General features: G+C 71.3%; 1 protein-coding gene. It reads right to left on the bottom strand.

Annotated elements, in window-relative coordinates; genetic code table 11:
* Nucleotides 1-538 precede the first annotated feature (538 nt).
* Entirely contained in the window at nucleotides 539-20,296 is a 19,758-nt protein-coding gene (locus ACAH41_RS19500; RefSeq protein ID WP_325651666.1) for a non-ribosomal peptide synthase/polyketide synthase, read from the bottom strand.
* Nucleotides 20,297-20,366 lie beyond the last annotated feature (70 nt).

The following is a 20,366-nucleotide window of genomic DNA, read 5'->3' as shown; positions in this document are numbered from 1 at the left end:
ATGTCGACCGGGCGCTGGCCGCGAATCAGGACAATTTGCGCGGGGGTCGCAGAAGCAGCCGTGTCCGGCGGAGCCGCTGTCTGCTGCGCGACCGCGATGCTGCACCCTGCAATGAGTCCAATCGCCACCACCCTCTGGACAGTCCGATACGGTAAAGCACAGCTCCGAACCTGCATGTGAAAGAACCCATTTCGATGGCGTGTTCGCGACCGCGTTGCGGCCATGGCAGAGCTTGAGGCGAGCCGCATTGCCGCCTCGAACCTCGTTGTGATCGCGCCCTGATGTCACGGCAGGCATCGCTTTGCATTGCCGCCGTGGTGCACACCATATGAGCCCATGCACAGAAAGCATTGGGAAAATTTCCCGCTCACTGGTCAGTGGATTCCCTACGGGCTTGCTGGGCCTGCGAGTGCTCCCAATTGTTGGGATCCCAGCCCAATGCAACTTGAACCGTCTCGAATGAGGGAAGCCTCAATGGCCAGCGAAGGTGGCCCACAGGAGGGACCGGCTTGGCCCTCCTGCGATCCGTGCCGGCCCACTACCGCCGCTCGCGCAAGGCAGCGGCCACGCCCTCCAGCAAGCCCGCGTGAGCCAGCAGGCCGAAGTGCCCCACGGGCAAGGCTTGCTCTGCTGCGAGGGCCCGACCGAGCTGTGCCGGCAGCACCGCGCGATCTGAAGCCGGCCGCTCGGCCACCCACCAGCATTGCGCGCCGCACTGCACCGGCACCAGCGCATTCGCCTGCGCGGCAATCTCCCGCAGCCTCAACGCGACGCTGAAGACTCGCGCGAGTTCGCTGCCGTCCAGGCTGGCGAGATCGCCGGCTTCGTTTGTTGCCGCGGCGCTGCTGGCGCGCAGCAGCGCGATGCGGGCGTCCAGCCAGGCGGCGATGGTGACTTCATCGCCCAGTGTTTCGGTGGCGGGCAAGGTGGCAGGATCAAGCTCGCTTTGGCCGGGCAGTGCCAGCTGGGCGAAGTCTCGCAGGGCCTGGCGGATGTCGCCGTCCATCGCTTCTGGATGCTCGCCGCTGGCGGGAATGAACGGGTCCACCAGGCCGAGGAAGGCGACCTGGCGGCCGGCTTGTTCGAGCGCGGCGGCGACGGCTGCGGCCAGCGTGCCGCCGAAGGACCAGCCGAGGAGGTGCAGCGGGCCTTGCGGCTGCTGGGCCTGGATCATGCGGGCGTAGTCAGCGGCCATTTGCGGCAGCGAATCGTCGCGGTGCGCCGGGTCGCCGAGCATGCGGCTGGGGATGCCGTAGACGGGGCGCTGGCCCTGCAGGTGGCGGGCGAGCGGGCGGTAGTCGAAGACGGTGCCAAGACCTGCGTGCAGGCAGAACAGCGGTTCGCTGCTCGTCGTGGCGCCACCTGCGTCCAGGCGCTGCAGGCCTGCCGGTGAAGCGCTGGGCTGCGCAGCGCTGCCGTGCAGGCCCAGCAGGCTGGCAATGGTGGGGCGCTGCATCAGGTCGCGCAGCTTGAAGGCCAGCGCAGGGTCGCCGAGCGCGCGCATCCTGGCCAGCACCTTGAGGCTGGACAGCGAGTCGCCGCCGCATTCGAAGAAGTTGCTGTCTTCGCCAATCGCCTGCACGCCCAGCACTTCCTGCCAGATCGCCGCCAGCTGGCGAGCCTGTGGCGTGGAAGGCGGCGTCACGGCCCGGCCTTGCGCCAGCTCGGGCTCGGGCAGTTGCGCACGGTCCAGCTTGCCGCTGACCAGGCGCGGCAGTGCAGCCAGCGTGAGGAGCTGCGCCGGCACCATGTAGTCCGGCAACTGCTCGCGCCATTGCTGTTGCACGCGGGCGGCGAGGCGGCCCGCGTCCTGCCCGGCCATTGGCACCAGGTAGGCGACCAGGCGACGGCCACCCGAACCACCAGCAGCAGCGTCTCGCGCGACCACGGCCACGTCCAGCACGCCAGGCATCTCGCGGGTGCGGCTTTCGATCTCGCCCAGCTCGATGCGGAAGCCGCGGATCTTCACCTGATGGTCGACGCGGCCGATGTACTCGATGTTGCCGTCGGCCATCCAGCGCACCAGGTCTCCGGTGCGGTAGAGGCGGCCGCCTTCGCTGCTGAACGGGTCGGCCACGAAGCGCTCGGCCGTCAGCCCCTGGCGGCCGAGGTAGCCGCGCGCCAGGCCGTAGCCGCCGATGTAGAGCTCGCCCACCACGCCGGCGGGCGCGAGGCGCATCTCAGCGTCGCACACGTACACCGCGCGCTCTCCCACCGGCTTGCCGATGGGCGCGTAGGCGCAGTCGAAACCTTCGCTCGCGTCGCTCTTCCAGATCAGCGGCGTGACCACGGTTTCGGTCGGGCCGTAGCCGTTGATCAGCACTTGCGGCCGCAGCGTCTGGCGCACCTTGTCGTACGAGGCCTTGGGCATGGCTTCGCCGCCGAAGACGTAAAGCTCGACCGGCGGCGCGTCGTTGCGCGTGCTGGCCCAGTCGGCCAGCTGGCCCAGGTAGGCCGGCGGGAACGCGGCGTTGGTGACGCCGTAGCGGTGCAGCGCGTCGTAGGCCTGCTCGGCGGTCCACAGCTCGTTGTCGCGCAGCGCCAGGCCGGCGCCCACGCAGAGCGCGGTGAGCCAGCGCTCGTGCGCGCCGTCGAACGAGAAGGACATGAAGTGCAGCTCGCAGGAGCCCGGGCCCATGCCGTAGACCTCTGCCGTCGCCAGGCAATGCATGGCCAGCGGCCCGTGCGACACGGCCACGCCCTTGGGCGTGCCGGTGGAGCCGGAGGTGTAGATGACATAGGCCAGCGCATGCTCGTGCACCGGCAGCGCGAGGTCGTGCGCCGACTGGGCCTGCAGGTCCAAAGTTTCCAGCTCGATGCGCCGCACGCCTGCCGGCAGGCGCAGCCCCGGCAAGGCCTGGCGGTGCGCCAGCACGGCCTGCACGCCGCTGTCCTGCACCATGAAGGCCAGGCGCTCTTCGGGGTAGGCCAGGTCCAGCGGCACGTAGGCGGCGCCGGCCTTCAGGATGGCCAGCATCGCGGCAATGGTGTCCAGCGAACGCTCCATCGCCACGCCCACGCGCGCGCCCGGCCGCAGCCCCGCCTGGCGCAGGCAGCGCGACAGGCGGTTGGCACGCGCATTGAGCTGCGCATAGCTCCACTCCTGCTCGCCCATCACCAGCGCAATGGCCTGCGGCTGCGCGCGGGCACGGGCCTCGATCAGGCGATGCACCGCTGTGCGCGGTGCCGCCGGCTCGGCACGGCCCTGGGCCTGCCGGCCCTGCAGCAGCAGTGCGCCTTGTTCGGTCGCCGAGAGCGGACTGAACTCGCGCAGCAGCGTGCCCTCGCCCGCTTCGGCCATGGCCTGCAGCAGCACAAAAAGATGGCGCGACAAGGCTTGCACCTGCGCCTGGCCGAAGTGCTGGCGCTGGTAGATCAGCTTGATCATCAACGTGTCGGCCAGGTGCACTTCCACGTCCATCGGGTAGTTGGACACATCGACGCTGTGCGGCGCGTGGAACACCAGGCCGCTGCCGGCTGAGCGGGCCAGCATCTCGCCGACGGGGTAGTTCTCGAACACCACGATGCTGTCGAACAAGCCGCGGCTGCCCTGCCCGGCCCAGCGCTGGATCTCGTGCAGCGGCGTGTGCTCGTGTTCGCGCGAAGCCAGGTTCTGCGCCTGCAGCGCACGCAGCCAGTCGCCCAGGCGCTGGCCCGAAGGCAGCGCGGTGATGACCGGCAGCGTGTTGATGAACAGGCCCAGCATCTGCTCGGCGCCGGGCAGGTCCGCCGGGCGGCCGGCCACGGTGGCGCCAAAGGCCACCTCGGGCTGGCCGGTGTAGCGTGCCAGCAGCAGCGCCCAGGCAGCCTGCACCAGCGTGTTGGGCGTGACACGCGCCTGGCGCGCGAAGGCCAACCAGCGCGCGGTGGCAGGCGCGTCCAGCGCAGCTTCGATCTCGCCGTAGCCTTCTGGCGCCAGGTCCGCCGCCAGCGGGCGCGGCAGCGCGTCGGCCAGCAGCGTGGGCTCGGGCAGACGGGCCAGCTGGGTGCGCCAGTAGGCTTCGCTGGCCGAGGCGTCGCGGCTTTGCAGCAGCGCGATGTAGTCGCGGTAGCGGGACGGCGGCGTGGCCGGGGTTTCGCCCTGGTAGCGCTGCAGCACCTCGGCCAGCAAGCGGGCCGAACTCCAGCCGTCCAGCAGCAGGTGATGGTGGGTCCAGATCAGATGGTGCGTGTCGTCGGCCACGCGCACCAGCGACAGCCGCATCAGCACCGGCTGGTCCAGCGCCAGGCCCTGGTGCTGGGTCTGGGCCAACTCGTCCAGCGCCTGCGGCAGGTCCGCCCGGCGGCGCCAGTCCAGCAGCAACATCGGCAGCTCGGCGCTGCGCGCCACCCACTGGCGCGGCGCGCCGCCCAGCTGGACAAAGCCGGTGCGCAACACCTCGTGCTGCTGCACCGCCTGCTGCCAGGCCTGGTGGAAGCGCTGCGGGTCCAGGCGCTCGATGTCCAGGCGCAGCTGGGCCACGTAGGCGCTGCCGCCACTCTCCACAAGAGAGTGGAACAGCATGCCTTGCTGCATGGGCGAGAGCGGGTACAGGTCGACCAACCGGTCCAGCGGCAGCGCAGCAGCATCGAGCTGGGCCTGGTCCAGGCCTGCCAGCGGCAGGTCTGACGGCGTGATGCCGCGCGCGCCGCTCGTGCAGTGCGCAATCAGCGCCAGCAGCTCCTGCTCGAAGCCGTCCACCCAGGCCTGCACGCTGACCGCTTCGTGGCGGGCGCGGCTGTAGCTGACGGTGAGGCTGAGCTCGCCGTCCAGCACCTGGCCGTCGACGGAAAACGGGTGGAAGCGCGGCGCCTTGTCGTCCACCACGCGGCCGGCGCTCTCGGGCGCGGGCTGCCAGCCGCCATCGGCCTCGAAGCTGCCGTCCAGCTGGCCCAGGTAGTTGAAGACAACCTCGGCGCGCGGCAGGGCCTGCAGCGCCTCGCGCTGTGCAGCGCTGCCCAGGTGCTTGAACACGCCATGGCTCAGGCCATGCGCCGGCACGCGGCGCAGGTCTTCCTTGACCCGCTTCAAGGCTTCGCCAGGTTCACCCAGCGGCGACAGCGCCACCGGGAACAGGCTGGTGAACCAGCCCACCGTGCGGGACAGGTCCAGCGCGGGCCTACTGGCCAGCGCCTCGCGGCCATGGCCTTCGAGGTCGACCAGCACGCGTGCATGGCCGCTCCAGGCGCACAGCGCGCGGCCCAGCGCGGTCAGCAGCAGGTCGTTGACCTGGGTGCGGTAGGCGGCAGGCGCCTGGCGCAGCAAGGCCTCCGTCTGCGCCCGGTCCAGCCGCAGCTGCAGGCTGGCCTGGTCGGCCGCGGTGTTGCGGCCTTGTGGGTGATCGCAAGGCAAAGCCGCCGGCACATCGGCGAGCGACAACCAGTGCCCCAGCTCATCCCCTGCCTGCGCGGCATGCGCCTGCAGGGCCAGCGCCCAGTCCTTCACGCTGCTGGTGGCCGGCGGCAGGGCGACCGGCTGGCCGGCGCAGCATTGCGCATAAGCCGTCTGCAGGTCTTCCAGCAACACGCGCCAGGAGACGCCGTCCACCACCAGGTGGTGCAGCACCAGCAGCAGCCGCCAACTGCCATCGGCCAGCGCGACGGCGCAGGCGCGCAGCAGCGGGCCGCGTGCCAGGTCCAGGCTGGTTTGGGCCTCATTGCAGATCGCATCGAGCGCAGCGGCATCGGCCGCCTCGCGGTGCCACAGCAGCTCGCTCGCATCGACCTGCTCGGCATAGGCCTGCTGCCATTGGCCGTGCGCGTCGGCGACAAAACGCAGGCGCAGGCTTTCATGGTGGCGCGCCAGCGCGGCCAGCGCGTCCGCCAACGGGCCGAGCGCCAGCGCCTCGCGGCTGGCCAGCAGCACGGCCTGGTTCCAGTGGTGGCGGGCCGGAATGTCGGCCGCGAAAAACTCGGCCTGGAAGGGCAGCAGCGGCAGCGTGCCCTGCACCTCGCGGCGCAGCTCGGTGGCCTGGCCCACGGCCTGCACCACGGGCGCCAGCAGCGCCACGGTCTGGCGCTCGAAGAGCTGGCGCGGCGTGAGGCGCCAGCCGGCGCGGTGGGCGCGGGAGACGATCTGCAGGCTGAGGATGGAGTCGCCACCGAGTTCGAAGAAGTTGTCGTGGCGGCCCACGCGCGGGCGCTGCAGCACCTCGGCCCACAGCGCGGCAATGGCGGTCTCCACCTCGCCCACCGGCGCCTCGAACGCGCCGGCCGTGCTGGCCTCGGGCTCGGGCAAGGCCTTGCGATCGACCTTGCCGTTGGTGTTCAGCGGCAGTTGCGGCAGCAGCGTCAGGCTGGCCGGCACCATGTACTCGGGCAGGCCGGTGGCCAGGCGCTCGCGCAGCAATGCGGCATCCGCCGTCTGTCCCACATGCAGCGAGGCATAGCCCAGCAGCCGCGCGCCGCCCGGGCCGCTGCGCGCGACCACCACGGCCTCGCGCACTTCGGGCTGCGCCAGCAGCTGCGCCTCGATCTCGCCCAGCTCGATGCGGAAGCCGCGGACCTTGACCTGGTGGTCCGTGCGGCCCAGGTATTCGAGCTGGCCGTCTTCGCGCCAGCGCGCCAGGTCGCCGGTGCGGTAGAGGCGTTCGCCATCCGCGCCCAGCGGATCGGCAATGAAGCGCTCGGCACTGAGCGCCGGCTTGCCCAGGTAGCCCCGCGCCAGACCCACGCCGCCGAGGTAGAGCTCACCGGCCACGCCTGGCGGGCTGGGGTTCAGGTCCGCGTCCAGCACCTGGGTGCGCAAGCCGGCGATGGGGCGACCGATGGCGACGTGGCCGCGGCCGTCTTCACGGCAGGTCCAGTGGGTCACGTCGATCGCGGCTTCGGTCGGGCCGTAGAGGTTGTACAGCGCAGCGCCCGGCAACCGCCGGAAGACCTCGCGCTGGGCCTCGGCCGGCAAGGCCTCGCCGCTGCAGACGATGCGGCGCAGCAAGCCATCGCAAGCCTCCACGCCCTCATGCGCCAGGAAAGCTTGCAGCATCGACGGCACGAAGTGCAGCGTGCTGACGCGGTGCTGGCGGATCAGCGCGACCAGGCGTGCCGGGTCGCGGTGCTCGCCGGGCGCGGCCACGGCCAGGCGGGCACCGGCCATCAGCGGCCAGAAGAACTCCCACACCGACACGTCGAAGCCAAACGGGGTTTTCTGCAGCACGGTGTCGCGCGGCGACAGCGCGTAGGCCTGCTGCATCCAGGCCAGCCGGTTGTAGAGCGCGCGGTGACGGTTGGCCGCGCCCTTGGGCCGGCCGGTGGAGCCGGAGGTGTAGATCACATAGGCGAGGTGCTCGCCGTGCAGCAGCAACTGCGGGTCATGGTCCACCTCGCCCACCTCGCCAGCCACGTCCAGCGTGCGCAGGTTCCAGTTCGGCAGACCGGCAGCAAACGGCGCCACGTCGCGATCACTCAACAGCAGCGAGATGCCACTGTCCTCGGCCATGTAGGCCAGGCGTTCATCGGGGTGTTCCGGGTCCAGCGGCACGTAGGCGCCGCCTGCCTTCATCACCGCCAGCAGCGCGACGACCATCTCGATGGAACGTGCCATCCACACGCCCACGCGCGCATCCGGCCGCACGCCGGCCTCGATCAGGCGATGCGCCAGCTGGTTGGCGCGGCGGTTCAGCTCGGCGTAGCTCAACACCGTGTCGCCGAACACCACGGCCGGGGCATCGGGCTGGGCCCGCACGCGGCGCTCGATCAGGCGGTGCACCGGCTCGGCGCCCGGCAACGCCGGCTCACCAACGCCCCAGCGCTGCAGCGCCTCGCGCTCGGCCTGGGTGGCCAGCGCGAGTTCGCCCAGGCGCTGGCTGCCACCCTCGGTCAAGGCATCGGCCAGGCCTTGCAGCGAGGCCACGGTCAAGCTGCAGATGCGCTCGGCGCCAACGCTGCGCACCACCTGCGCAACGAGGTCGAAGCCGCCGTCCTGGTCCACCAGGTCGTCCACCGAGAGCGTGAACGGGTAGTTGGTGCGCTCCTCGCCACCCAGCATCTCCACCCCCTGCCAGGCCGACACACCTTCGGCCGCGGCCGGGCTGCCGTAGCGGTAGTTCAGCAGCGCGGTGAACATCGGCGTGCCGCCGGGCAGGCCGCTGCAGCGCTGCGCCAGCGCGAGGCTGGCATGCTCATGGCGCAGCAGCTCGGCCAGCGCCTCGTGCGTCTGCTGCAGGGCTTGTGGCGCGTCCTGCCCGGCCAGTCGCAGCCGCAGCGGCAAGGTGTTGATGAACAGGCCCATCGCGCGGCCGACCTCGGCGTCGCCCTGCAGCCGGCCGAACAGCACGGTGCCGAAGACGACGTCCTGCCGCCCGGTGCAGCGGACCAGCACCATGGCCCAGGCCAGGTGGAACAGCGCCGCGGCGCTCACGCCATGGCGCTGCGCCTCGCGCCGCAGCTGGGCCGCCAGCGCGGCCGGCAGCGGCAGGCGCAACTCGTCAACACCTGTGCCATCACCGCGCACGTCCAGCAGCTGGAACGGCGCAGTTGGCTCGTCCAGGTCGCCCAAGGTGCGGCGGAAATAAGCCTCTTGCGCGGCGCGGTCCTGCGAGCGCACGGCCTGCGCCACGTAGCGGCGGAACGGCACCGGCGCCGGCAGCGCGGCCTCGCGGCCTTGCTGAACCTCGGCGATCTCGGCGATCAACAGCGCCAGCGTGGTGTGGTCCAGCACCAGGTGGTGGCTGGGCAGCTGCAGCAGCCAGCGCTGGCCCGCTGCATCCTGCGCAGCCAGTGCGCGCAGCATCGGCGCGCGGCGCACGTCGATGCGCTGGCGCGCCGGGTCCACGGCGGCGTTCAGGCGCTCGGCCGCGTCGCCCTCAGCCTCCGCCAGCCATTCGAGCAAAAGCGTGGCCTCGCGCTGCACCACCTGCACCGGCGCGGCCAGGCCTTCCCACAGCACGGCTGTGCGCAGGATGTCGTGCCGTGCAATCACGCGGTTCAGGCTGGCGATGAAGGCCAGCAGCCTGGCCTCGCTGTCAAAGGCCAGCAGGCAGGGCGTGACATAGGCGTCGCCCGTCTCCTGCATCAGGTGATGGAACAGGATGCCTTCCTGCAGCGGTGCCAGCGGGTAGACGTCCTGCACATTGCGCGCGCCGCCGGGCACGGCAGCCTCGATCAGGCGCAGCTGCGCCTCGTCCAATGCCACCAACGGCAGCATCGCCGGGGTCAGCGCGCTGCAACCGGCCGGCACGGCGGACTCGGCATCTGCCGAAACCTGCACCTCGCCCACCGGCTGCAACACGGCCGCCAGCTCGGCCAGGCGGGGCCGCTGGAACAGCGTGCGCACGTCCGTCTGCCAGCCCTGGCGCCGCAGCTGCCCCAGCAGTTGCACGGCGAGCAGCGAGTGGCCGCCGAGCGCGAAGAAGTGGTCCTGCCGGCCCACCTGCGGGCGACCCAGCAGGGACTGCCACAGCGCGGCCAGCAGGCATTCGCGTTCGCCTTGCGGCGGCTCGAAGGCCTGCGCCTCGGCCAGCGCAAGTTGCGGCAGCGCATGGCGGTCGATCTTGCCGTTGGCGTTCAGCGGCAAGGCCGGCAGCACCGCAATGGCGGCGGGCAGCATGTAGTCCGGCAACACACCGGTCAATGCAGCACGCAGCGCTTCGCCGTGCAGCGCCGTGCCTTCGTCCGCCGACACATAGGCCAGCAGCCGCGCGCCGGTGGGCGCGGGCTGCGCCACGACGACCGCTTCGCGCACGCCGGGCTGGGCCAAGAGCTGTGCCTCGATCTCGGCCAGCTCGACGCGGAAGCCGCGGATCTTCAGCTGGTGGTCGCTGCGGCCCATGTATTCGAGCGCGCCGGTCTCGGTCCAGCGCACCAGGTCTCCGGTGCGGTAGAGCCGGCCGCCATGGGTGGCAAATGGATCCGCCACGAAACGTTCGGCGCTCAGGCCGGCGCGGCGCGCATAGCCGCGCGCCAGCAGCTCACCGCCAATGCACAGCTCGCCAATGGCGCCTGGCGGCGCGAGGTTCAGCTCGGCGTCCACCACGTACAGCTGCCGGCCCGGCAAGGCCTGGCCAATGGGCAGTCGTGACGGCGCCGGCAGGGCCTGCTGCACATAGGGCGCGCAGTCCAGCACGGTGGCGGTGACGGCGGCCTCGGTCGGGCCATAGGTGTTGCGCAGTGCCACGTGGGTAAGCCCGGCCTCGCGCCAAGCGGCCAGGCCTTCGGGCGGCATGGCTTCGCCGCCGGCGTGCACCAGGCGCAGCCGGCCATGGTCGCGCAGGCCCAGGCGCGCGAAGTCCTGCAGCAGCAGGAACCAGTAGGCGGTCGTCAGGTCGGCCACGGTGACGCCGTGGCGGTGCAGCGCGCGGTGGAAAGCGTGGGCGTCCCACACGTCCGGCCCGCGCAGCACCACCGCGGCACCCACGCACAGCGCCGGATACAGCTGCTCGACGAAGCCGTCGAAATTCAGCGTGGCGAACTGCAGCACGCGGTCCTCGGGCCGCAAGCCGAAGAAGGCTTCTGCCACCTGCACATGGTCCGCCAACGGGCCGTGCGCCATCGCCACGCCCTTGGGCTTGCCGGTGGAGCCGGAGGTGTACATCAGGTAGGCCAGTTGACCCGCTTGCACCTGCACCTGCGGGTCATCGCTGGCGTCGTCGCCCAGGCGCAAGGATTCGATCTCGACCACGCGGCAGCCGGCCTGCGCCGGCAAACGCCCGCGCACCGCGGCGTGGCACAGCAGCAGCGCCATGCCGCTGTCGTCCACCATGTGCGCCAGCCGCTCCGGCGGATAGGCCGGGTCCAGCGGCACGTAGGCGCCGCCCGCCTTCAGGATCGCCAGCACGGCCACCACCATGTCGACCGAACGCGCCAGCGCCACGCCCACGGTGACCTCGGCGCGCACGCCTTGGGCCATCAGCCAGTGGGCGAGGCGGTTGGCGCGCTGGTTCAGCTCGGCGTGGCTCAGCGTGTCTTCGCCAAAAATCAACGCAAGCGCCTGCGGGCGCAGCGCCGCCTGGCGTGCCATGCGCTGGTGCACCGGCTCGAAGCCGGCCAGGCAGGCTGCGCCGGCGCCGTGTTGCAGCCAGCTGGCGCGGGCATCAGCGTCCAGCGCCTGCACCTCGCCCAGCACCTGCTCGGGCGCCTCGGCCAGCGCCAGCACCAGGTGCCGCAGCTGCGCGGCCAGGGCCGCCGCGGCGGTCGCGCTGAAGTGGGAACGCGAGTGATCCAGCGCGATGGTCAGCGTGGCGCTCTGGTGCACCGACAGCGTCATCGGGTAATGCGTGTCGTCCTGCATCGCCACGTCGCCGAACTGCAGCCCGCCAGGCGCGGCTTCGGCCAGCATCTGGTCGACGGGGTAGTTCTCGAACACCAGCAGCGTGTCGAACAGCGGCTGGCCGGCACGGCCGGCCCAGCGCTGGATCTCGTACAGCGGCGCATGCTCATGCTCGCGCGAGGCCAGGTTCTGCGCCTGCAGCGCACGCAGCCACTCGCCCACCCGCTGCGCGGCCGGCAGCGGCACGGCAACCGGCAAGGTGTTGATGAACAGGCCCAGCATCTGCTCGGCGCCGGGCAGCTCGGCCGGCCGGCCGGCGACCGTCGCGCCAAAGACCGCCACCGATTGCCCCGTGTGCCGCGCCAGCAGCAGGGCCCAGGCGGCCTGCACCAGCGTGTTGAGGGTGATGCGCTCGGCGCGCGTGGCCGCCAGCAGAGCTTGCGTGACCTCGGGGCCGAAGTCCAGCAGCTGCGTGCCCTGCCCTGCTTCGGGCTGTGCGGGGCGCGGCAATGCGTCGGCCAGCAGCGTGGGCTCGGCCACTGCCGCCAGGCGGTCCTGCCAGTAGCGCTGGTCGGCCGCCGCGTCCCGCGCCTGCAACCAGGCCAGGTAGTCGCGGTAACGTGCGAAGGTGGGCGCCACGGTGGGCGCCAGTGCCTGGCGTTCGTACAAGCGCAGCACCTCGCCCATCAGGCGCGAGCTGCTCCAGCCGTCCAGCAGCAGGTGATGCAGGGTCCAGATCAGGTGGTGGCGCCGGGCGCCCAGCTGCGCCAGCGTCAGCCGCATCAGCGGCGGGCAAGCGAGGTCGAAACCGGCGGCCAGGTCGGCGCTGGCCCAAGCGTCCAGCGCTGCCAACGGGTCGGCCAACTCGCGTGCGTCGTGTTGCGCCAATGGCAGCGTGGCTTCTGTGGCCACCCATTGCAGCGGACGTTCACCGACCAGGAAACCACTGCGCAGCACCTCGTGGCGAGCCAGCACGCTTTGCCAGGCAGCATGGAAACGGGCGACATCCAGGCCGGAAACATCGACACGCAGCTGGGTCACATAGGCGGCGCCCTGCTGCTCGTAGAGGCTGTGGAACAGCAGGCCTTGCTGCATGGGCGAAAGCGGCAGCAAGTCCTGCAGCCGGGCCGCAGGCACGGGCAAAGCGTCCAGCTCGGGCTGGGTCAGGCGGACCAGCGGGAAGTCCGAAGGCGAGACGCCGCGTGCACCGCTGCAGCAGTGCGCCACCAGTGCTTCCAGCGCCTGCTCGAAGCCCTGCATCCAGGCCTGCACGGCGGCTTGGTCATGGCGCTCGCGGCTGTAGGCCACCTCCAGCCGCAGCCGGCCTTCAAAGACCTGGCCATGCACGCTGAACTCGTGCGGGCGCGGGGTTTCGGGGTCGACCGATTCGCCGGCAGATTCGGCGGCCGGTGTCCAGGGCGCTTCGGCATCGAAGCTGCCATCGAACTGGCCGAGGTAGTTGAACAGCACCGGCGACGCGGGCGCAGCGGCCAGCGCGGCCCGTTGCGCGGGCGTTCCGAAATGCCGCAGCAGGCCGTGGCCCAGGCCCTTGTGCGGCGCCTGGCGCAGCGCTTCCTTGACGCGCAGCAGGGCCGCGCCGGGCTCGCCCAGCGGCGCCAGCCGCACCGGGTGCACGGTGGTGAACCAGCCCACCGTGCGCGACAGGTCCAGCCCCGGCACCAGGTCTTCCCGGCCGTGGCCTTCGAGGTCGACCTGCAGCTCGCTGCGGCCGCTGGCTGCGCACAGCGCGCGGCCCAGCGCGGTCAGCAACAGGTCGTTGACCTGCGTGCGGTAAGCGGCGGGCGCCTGCTTCAGCACGGCCTGGGTGGTGGCGGGAGACAGCGTGAACGACAGGCCGGCCTGATCGGCCATGCGGTTTCGGCCCTGCGGCCGGGCGCAGGGCCAGGGCTCGGCAGCTTCTGCCTGGGCGAGCCAATGCGGCAGCTCGTCCGCATGGTCCGCGGCGCGTGCCTGCAGTGCCTGCACCCATTCGTCGTAGCGACTGGTGGCCGGCGCCAGCACCACCGGCTGGCCGGCAGCCTGTTGGCGCAGTGCTGTTTCCAGGTCCTGCAGCAGGATGCGCCACGAAACGCCATCGACCGCCAGGTGGTGGATGGCCAGCAGCAGGCGCCAGCTGGCATCCGGCAACTGCACCGCCAGCGCGCGCAACAGCGGGCCATGCTGCACGCTGATGCTGCGCTGGGCTTCGTCGCAGTGGCGCTGCAGCTCGGCGGCATCGGCCGCCTGGCGCAGCCAGAGCAACTCGGCGGCGTCTGCCTCGTCCGCGGCTGCGTAGCGTTGTTGCCAGACGCCTTCGGCAGAACGCTCGAAGCGCAGCCGCAGGCTGGGGTGCTGGCGCAACAGCGCGGCCAGCGCGGGGCGCAGTTGCTCGGGCTGCAGCGCGGTGCGGCTCTGCAGCAGCACCGCCTGGTTCCAGTGCAGCGAAGGCGCGGCCTGGGCGAAGAAGTCGGCCTGGATGGGCAGCAGCGGCAGCCAGCCCTCGGGCAAGGCCGCCACCGCAGCGGACACGGCCGCGTGCACCGGCTCGGCCACCTGGGCCAGCTGGGCGACGGTCTGGCGCTCGAAGAGCTGGCGCGGCGTGAGCCGCCAGCCACGCTCGCGGGCCCGGGCGACGATCTGCAGGCTGAGGATGGAGTCCCCACCCAGCTCGAAGAAGTTGTCGTGCCGGCCCACGCGCGGGACGCCCAGCACTTCGGCCCACAGCGTGGCCAGGGTGGCTTCGGCCGGGCCTTGCGGCACAGCGTGTTCGGCAGCGGCTTCGAAAGCCGGCGCCGGCAGCGCGGCCCGGTCGACCTTGCCGTTCAGGTTCAGCGGCAGCGTGGGCAGCACCACCGTCAGGCTGGGCAGCATGTGCTCGGGCAGCAGCTCGGCCAGGCGGCTGCGCAGCGTGGCACCGTCCACCAGCTGACCCGGCAGCAGCGAGACATAGGCCACCAGCCGCAGGCCGGCGCCGCCAGGCAGCGCCACGGCCACCGCCTCGCGCACCTCCGGCTGGGCCAGCAACTGCGCCTCGACCTCGCCAAGCTCGATGCGGAAGCCGCGGATCTTGACCTGGTGGTCGATGCGGCCGAGGTAGTCCAGTTGACCGTCGTCGCGCCAACAGACCAGGTCGCCGGTGCGATAGAGGCGCGCGCCGTTTTCGCTGAACGGGTCGGCCACGAAGCGTTCGGCGCTCAGTCCGGCGCGCCCAAGATAGCCACGCGCCAGGCCGCTGCCGCCCAGGTAAAGCTCGCCGGCCACGCCGGGCGGCAGCGGCCGCAGCGCGGCGTCCAGCACATGGGCCGTGCGGTCACCGACCAGGCGGCCGATGGGCATGTAGGCGGCGTCGAAGTTCTCGCCGCGCTCGGCCTTGGCAATGGTCGGCGTGATGACGGTTTCGGTCGGGCCGTAGCCGTTGATCACACGCTCGGGTTTCAGCACCGCGTGCACCAGCGCCAGGCTGGTGCGCGGCATGGCCTCGCCGCCCACGGTGTAGGAGCGGATCGGCAGCCGGCTGGCGGCCTCGCCCATCAGCTCGGCCATCTGGTGCAGGTAGCTGGGCGTGAAGCAGGCCATGGTGATGCCGTGGCGCTGGATCTCTTCGCAGGTGCGCTCGACCGACCAGAGTTCCTCGTCCCGCGGCATCAGCGCCGAGCCGAAGGCCAGCGGCACCCAGATGCGCTCGTGCGCACCGTCGAAGCTGATGGACGCGAACTGCAGCTCGCGGTCCTCGGGTCGCATGCCGTAGGCCAGGCCGATGGTCTGCACATGCATGGCCAGCGGCCCGTGCGCCACCGCCACGCCCTTGGGCTGGCCGGTGGAGCCGGAGGTGTAGATGACGTAGGCCAGGTGCTCGCCGTGCAGCGGCACCTCGGGCGCGTGCGTCGGTTGGTCGGACAGGTCCAGCGTGTCCAGCAGCAGCGTCGCCGGTGCGGGCAGGCCGCGCTGGGTGCGGGTGTGCGCCAGCAGCAGCGCCACGCCGCTGTCGGCCAGCATGTAGGCCAGGCGCTCGGCCGGGTAGTTGGCGTCCAGCGGCACATAGGCGCCGCCGGCCTTCAGCACCGCCAGCAGCGCGACGACCATGTCCAGCGAGCGCGGCAGCGCCAGGCCGACGCGCACTTCGGGCGCCACGCCGGCGGCGATCAGCCGGTGCGCGAGCCGGTTGGCACGGGTGTCGAGTTCTGCGTAGCTGAGCTGCTGCTCGCCCATGATCAGCGCAACCGCATCGGGCCGCAGTGCGGCCTGTTCAGCCACCAGCTGGTGCACCAGCCGGCCGTCACAGCCACTGGCGTCGCCGCGGCCCCAGCGCTGCAGCTGCGCCTGCTCCACCGGGCTGAGCAGCGCGAGTGTGTGCAGCGGCTGGTCGGGTTGCGTGGTCAGGGCCTGCACCAGTTGCTGCACCGCGCGCTGCATGTCGTCGCAGATGCGCTGTGCGGACACGCGCCGGTCGATCTGCGCGATCAGTTCGAAGCCCTCGCCCTGGTCGTTCACCGACAGGCCAAACGGGTAGTTGGACGACTCGTGGAAGGCCAGGGTTTCGATGCCTTGCCAGGTGCGGGCTTCCTGCGCGGCGTCGGCCTGCGCGGGTGTGACGTGGCGGTAGTTCAGCAGCGTGGCGCACAGCGGCGTGCCAGCAGGCACGCCACTGCAGCGCTGGGCCAGCGACAGGCTGGCGTGCTCGTGGTGCAGCAGCTCGGTCAGCGCGGCGTGCGTTTGCCGCAATGCCGCGGCCACACCCAGGCCGCGCAGCTTCACGCGCAGCGGCAGCGTGTTGATGAACAGGCCCAGCGCGCGCTCCGCGCCCTCGCCGCCCTGCATGCGGCCGAACAGCACGGTGCCGAAGACCACGTCGTCGCGCGCCGTCGTCTTGCCCAGCACCAGCGCCCAGGCCAGGTGGAACAGCGTGGCCGCGCCAATGCCGGCCTGCCGGCATTGCTGGCGCAAGGCCTGAGCCAGTGCGGGTGACAGCATCTGGCGAGCCTCGGCCAGCGAAGCGCCATCGCCCTGCACGTCCAGCAGGTCGAACGGCGCGGTGGGCTCGGTCACCTCCGCCAGCATGGCCTTGAAGAAGCGCGCCTGCTCGGCCGGATCCGCGGCCTCGCGGGCCTGGGCCACGAAACGGCGGAATGGCACCGGGGCCGGCAGCTGCGAAGCGCGGCCCTGCAGGATCTGCGCAATCTCTTCGACCAGCAGCTCCTCGGACGCATGGTCCAGCGCCAGGTGGTGGCTGGGCAGCTGCAGCAGCCAGCGCTGGTTGGCCGCATCCTGCGCAGACAGCAGTCGCATCATCGGCGCGCGCCGCACGTCGATGCGGAAGTTCCGCGCCTGCACCAGCGCAGTCAGTTGCGCGGCCACGTCGTCCCCGGCGGTCGCCGCACCATCCAGCGGCCATTCGATGGTCAGCGTGGCCTGGCGTGCCACGACCTGCACTGGCTCGGGCAGCCCGTCCCACAGCACGGCGGTGCGCAGGATGTCGTGCCGCGCCACGACCTGGTTCAGCGCCTCAACAAAAGCCTGCAGGCGCTCGCGGCTGTCGAAGCCCAGCAGGAAGGCATTGACGTAGACGTCGCCCTCGGCCTGCATCATGTGGTGGAACAGGATGCCTTCCTGCAGCGGTGCGAGCGGGTAGACGTCCTGGATGTTGGCGGCGCCGCCGGGCACCTGGGATTCGATCAAGCGCAGGTGCTGGGCTTGCAGCGCGACCAGAGGCAGCATCGCGGGTGTGATCGACTTGCAGCCTGGCGGGATGCCGAGCACTTGCGCGACGGGCGCGGCGGGTTCATCCACCGGCACCGGCTCGACAAGCCTGGCGAAGTCCGCGAGGCGCGGGTGCTGGAACAGCTCGCGCACCTGCACCTTCCAGCCCTGGCGGCGCATGCGCTCCAGCAGCTGGATGGCCAGCAGCGAGTGGCCGCCCAGCGCAAAGAAATTGTCGGCACGGCCGACCTGCGGCAGGCCCAGGAGCTCGGCCCACATCACCGCCAGCGCCTGCTCCACCTCGCCCTGCGGCGGCTCGAAGGCCTGCTGCGCGGTGGCCAACTCGGGCTCGGGCAAGGCCTTGCGGTCGACCTTGCCGTTGGCGTTCAGCGGCAGTGCCGGCAGCAGCACCAGCGCGGCCGGCACCATGTACTCGGGCAATTGCGCGGCCAGCCGCTCGCGCAGCAGTGCAGCATCGGTCGCTGCACCCGGCTGCGGCACCACGTAGCCCACCAGCCTGTCGCCACCGGCCGCGCTGCGCACCAGCACCACGGCAGCCTGCACCTCGGGCTGGGCCAGCAACTGGGCCTCGATCTCGCCGAGCTCGATGCGAAAGCCGCGGATCTTGACCTGCTGGTCGATGCGGCCGAGGTAATCGAGCTGGCCATCGGCGCGCCAGCGCACCAGGTCGCCGGTGCGGTAGAGGCGCGCGCCCGGCGGGCCGAAGGGGTCGGCGATGAAACGTTCGGCACTCAGGCCAGGGCGGCCGAGGTAGCCGCGCGCCAAGCCGGCGCCGCTGACGTGCAGTTCACCCGGCACGCCAATCGGCAGCGGGTTCAGCGCCGCGTCCAGCACCTGCAGGCCCAGGTCCGGGATGGCGCGGCCGACGGGGCTTCTGCCTCCCGCCAAATCCGCAAGGTCGGCGCGCGTGATGGGCCGGTAGGTCACGTGCACCGTCGTCTCGGTGATGCCGTACATGTTGACCAGCTGCGGCGTTTCATCGCCATGGCGGTCCAGCCACGGGCGCAGGCTTTCGGGCTCCAGCGCCTCCCCGCCGAAGATCACCTGGCGCAGCGCGAGCGGCCTTGCACCCTCTTCTTCGGGCAGGTGCGGCAGGTGCACCAGTTGCTGGAAAGCCGAAGGCGTCTGGTTCAGCACCGTGACCTGCTCGCTGCGCAGCAAGGCCATGAAGTCCGCAGGCGAACGGCTGACCCAGTACGGCACCACCACCAGCCGGCCGCCGGTGCACAGCGCGCCGAAGATTTCCCAGACCGAGAAGTCGAAAGCGTAGGAATGGAACAGCGTCCACACGTCCTGCGGGCCAAAGCCGAACCACGGCGCGGTGGCGCTGAGCAGGCGCGCCACGTGGCGATGGCTGAGCTGCGCGCCCTTGGGCCGGCCGGTGGAGCCGGAGGTGTAGATGACGTAGGCCAGCTGGTCCACATGCGCAGCGCGGGCCGGGTTGCCGGCGTAGGCGTCAGCCGGCGACGTCGCGTCCAGGCACAGCACCGGCAGCGTGGCCGGCACCGGCACCTTGTCGCGCAGCGTGCTGGTGCTGAGCAGCAGCGCCAGGCCACTGTCCTCGACCATGTAGGCCAGGCGCTCGGCGGGGTAGTCCGGGTCCAGCGGCACGTAGGCGCCGCCGGCTTTGAGGATGGCCAGCAGGCCGACCACCAGTTCGATCGAACGCTCCACCGCCAAGCCGACCTTGCACTCCGGCCCCACGCCCAGCGCGATCAGCTGGTGCGCGATGCGGTTGGCACGCTGGTTCAGCTCGGCGTAGCTGACATGCGCGTCGCCCAGCGTCAACGCGATGGCCGTGGGCTGGCGCAACGCCTGGGCTTCGATCAATGCGTGCAGCGGCGCCACCGGCGCGTCCTGCAGCAGCGGCTGTCGCCATTGGCGCAGCTGCGCCTGCTCGGCGGCGCCCAGCAGCGGCACCCGGCCCAGCGCCTGCGCGGGGGCATCCACCAGCGCTTGCAGCAGCGCAAGGTAGTGGCCAGCCATTCGCGCGATGCTGGCCGGCTCGAACAGCTCACGGGCATAGACGAACTTCAGGCGCGGCTGGCCTGCTTCGTCCTCCGCCACGTCCAGCATCAGCTCGAACAGCGCCGCGGGCGCGGCCGGCGCCAGGCTCTGCACCTGCAGCCCGGCAAGGGGTTGCGCGCTGGCAGTGGCCGCCTGGCGCTGGTGATTCAGCAGCACCTGGAACAGCGGGCTGCTGCCCAGGCTGCGCTCGGGCTGCAGGGCTTCCACCAGTTGCTCGAACGGCAAGTCCTGATGGTCCTGCGCGCCCAATGAGGCTTCGATGGCCTGCGCCAGCAAGGCCTGCAGCGGCAAGCCGTCATGCAGCTGGCCGCGCAGCACCTGGGTGTTGACGAAAAAGCCGACCACGCCTTCGGTCTCGCTGCGGTGGCGGTTGGCAATGGGCACGCCCAAGCGCATGTCCGCCTGGCCGGTGTGGCGGTAGAGCAAGGCCTGCAGCCCCGCCAGCAAGGCCATGAACAAGGTGCCACCCTGCTGCAGGGCCTGCCGGCGCAAGCCCTGCACCAGCGCCTGCGGCAGGTCCAGGCCATGCTGGGCCGCGGTGTAGCGGCCGTCCGCGCGGCGCGGGTGGTCGGTGGGCAGTTGCAGCACCGGATGCTCGTCGCCCAGCTGCGCGCGCCAGTAGGCCAGCTGGCGTTCCTTCTCGCCCGCGGCCAGCCACTGGCGCTGCCAGAGCGCGTAGTCGGCATAGGTCACGGGCAAGGGCTTCAGCGCAGCGGCCTGGCCGGCGCAGGCCGCCTGGTACAGCTCGGCAAATTCGGCCACCAGGATCTGCAGCGAGCGGCCGTCCGAGACGATGTGGTGCATCACCACGGCCAACAGATGGTCCTGCGCGCCCAGGCGGACTAGCGCCACGCGCAGCAGCGGGCCCTGCGCCAGGTCGAACGGCGTGTGGACCAGCGTGTGCAGGCGAGCCTGCACCGCGTCGCTGTCCGGCGTGTCGCCGTCATGCGCCCACAGCGGAATGTCCAGGGCTTGCGCCGGCTGAACCAACTGCTGCGGCAAGCCGTCTTCACCCGGCCGGAAGACGGTGCGCAGCACCGCATGCCGGGCCACCAGCGCCTGGAACGCAGCGCGCAAGGCGGCTTCATCCAGCGGCCCCTGCAGGCGCAGCGTCTCGGCCATGTGATAAGCCGAGCCTTGCGGTTCCAACTGCCACAGGAACCACTGGCGCTCCTGCGCATGTGACAGCGCACAAGCCGCAGCCCCATCCGCCCCCGCCTGGCGCCGCGGCACCGGGAACTGCGCCATGTGCAGCCCCTCTGCCTGCATCTTCGCGTAGGCGGCACGCCGCTGGGCGTCCGTCAGGGCAGCAAAACGTTCGGCAATGCGTTGAGCGGCAGCGAGATTCGGCGTGGAAGCGGGCATGGTCGGCTGTGTCTTCGAAGAAATGACCCAGGCACGCGAGACACGTGACTGGACATATCCAAGACGAAAG

The organism is Ideonella sp., assembly GCF_041287625.1.
Taxonomy (GTDB): domain Bacteria; phylum Pseudomonadota; class Gammaproteobacteria; order Burkholderiales; family Burkholderiaceae_C; genus Ideonella.
The sequence above is the reverse complement of the archived record's forward strand: the minus strand, read 5'-3'. Positions and strand labels throughout refer to the sequence as shown.

What these genes read in the sequence shown, in the direction of transcription:
- ACAH41_RS19500 (WP_325651666.1), bottom strand. Translation starts at nt 20,296, where the DNA reads ATGCCCGCTTCCACGCCGAATCTCGCTGCCGCTCAACGCATTGCCGAA.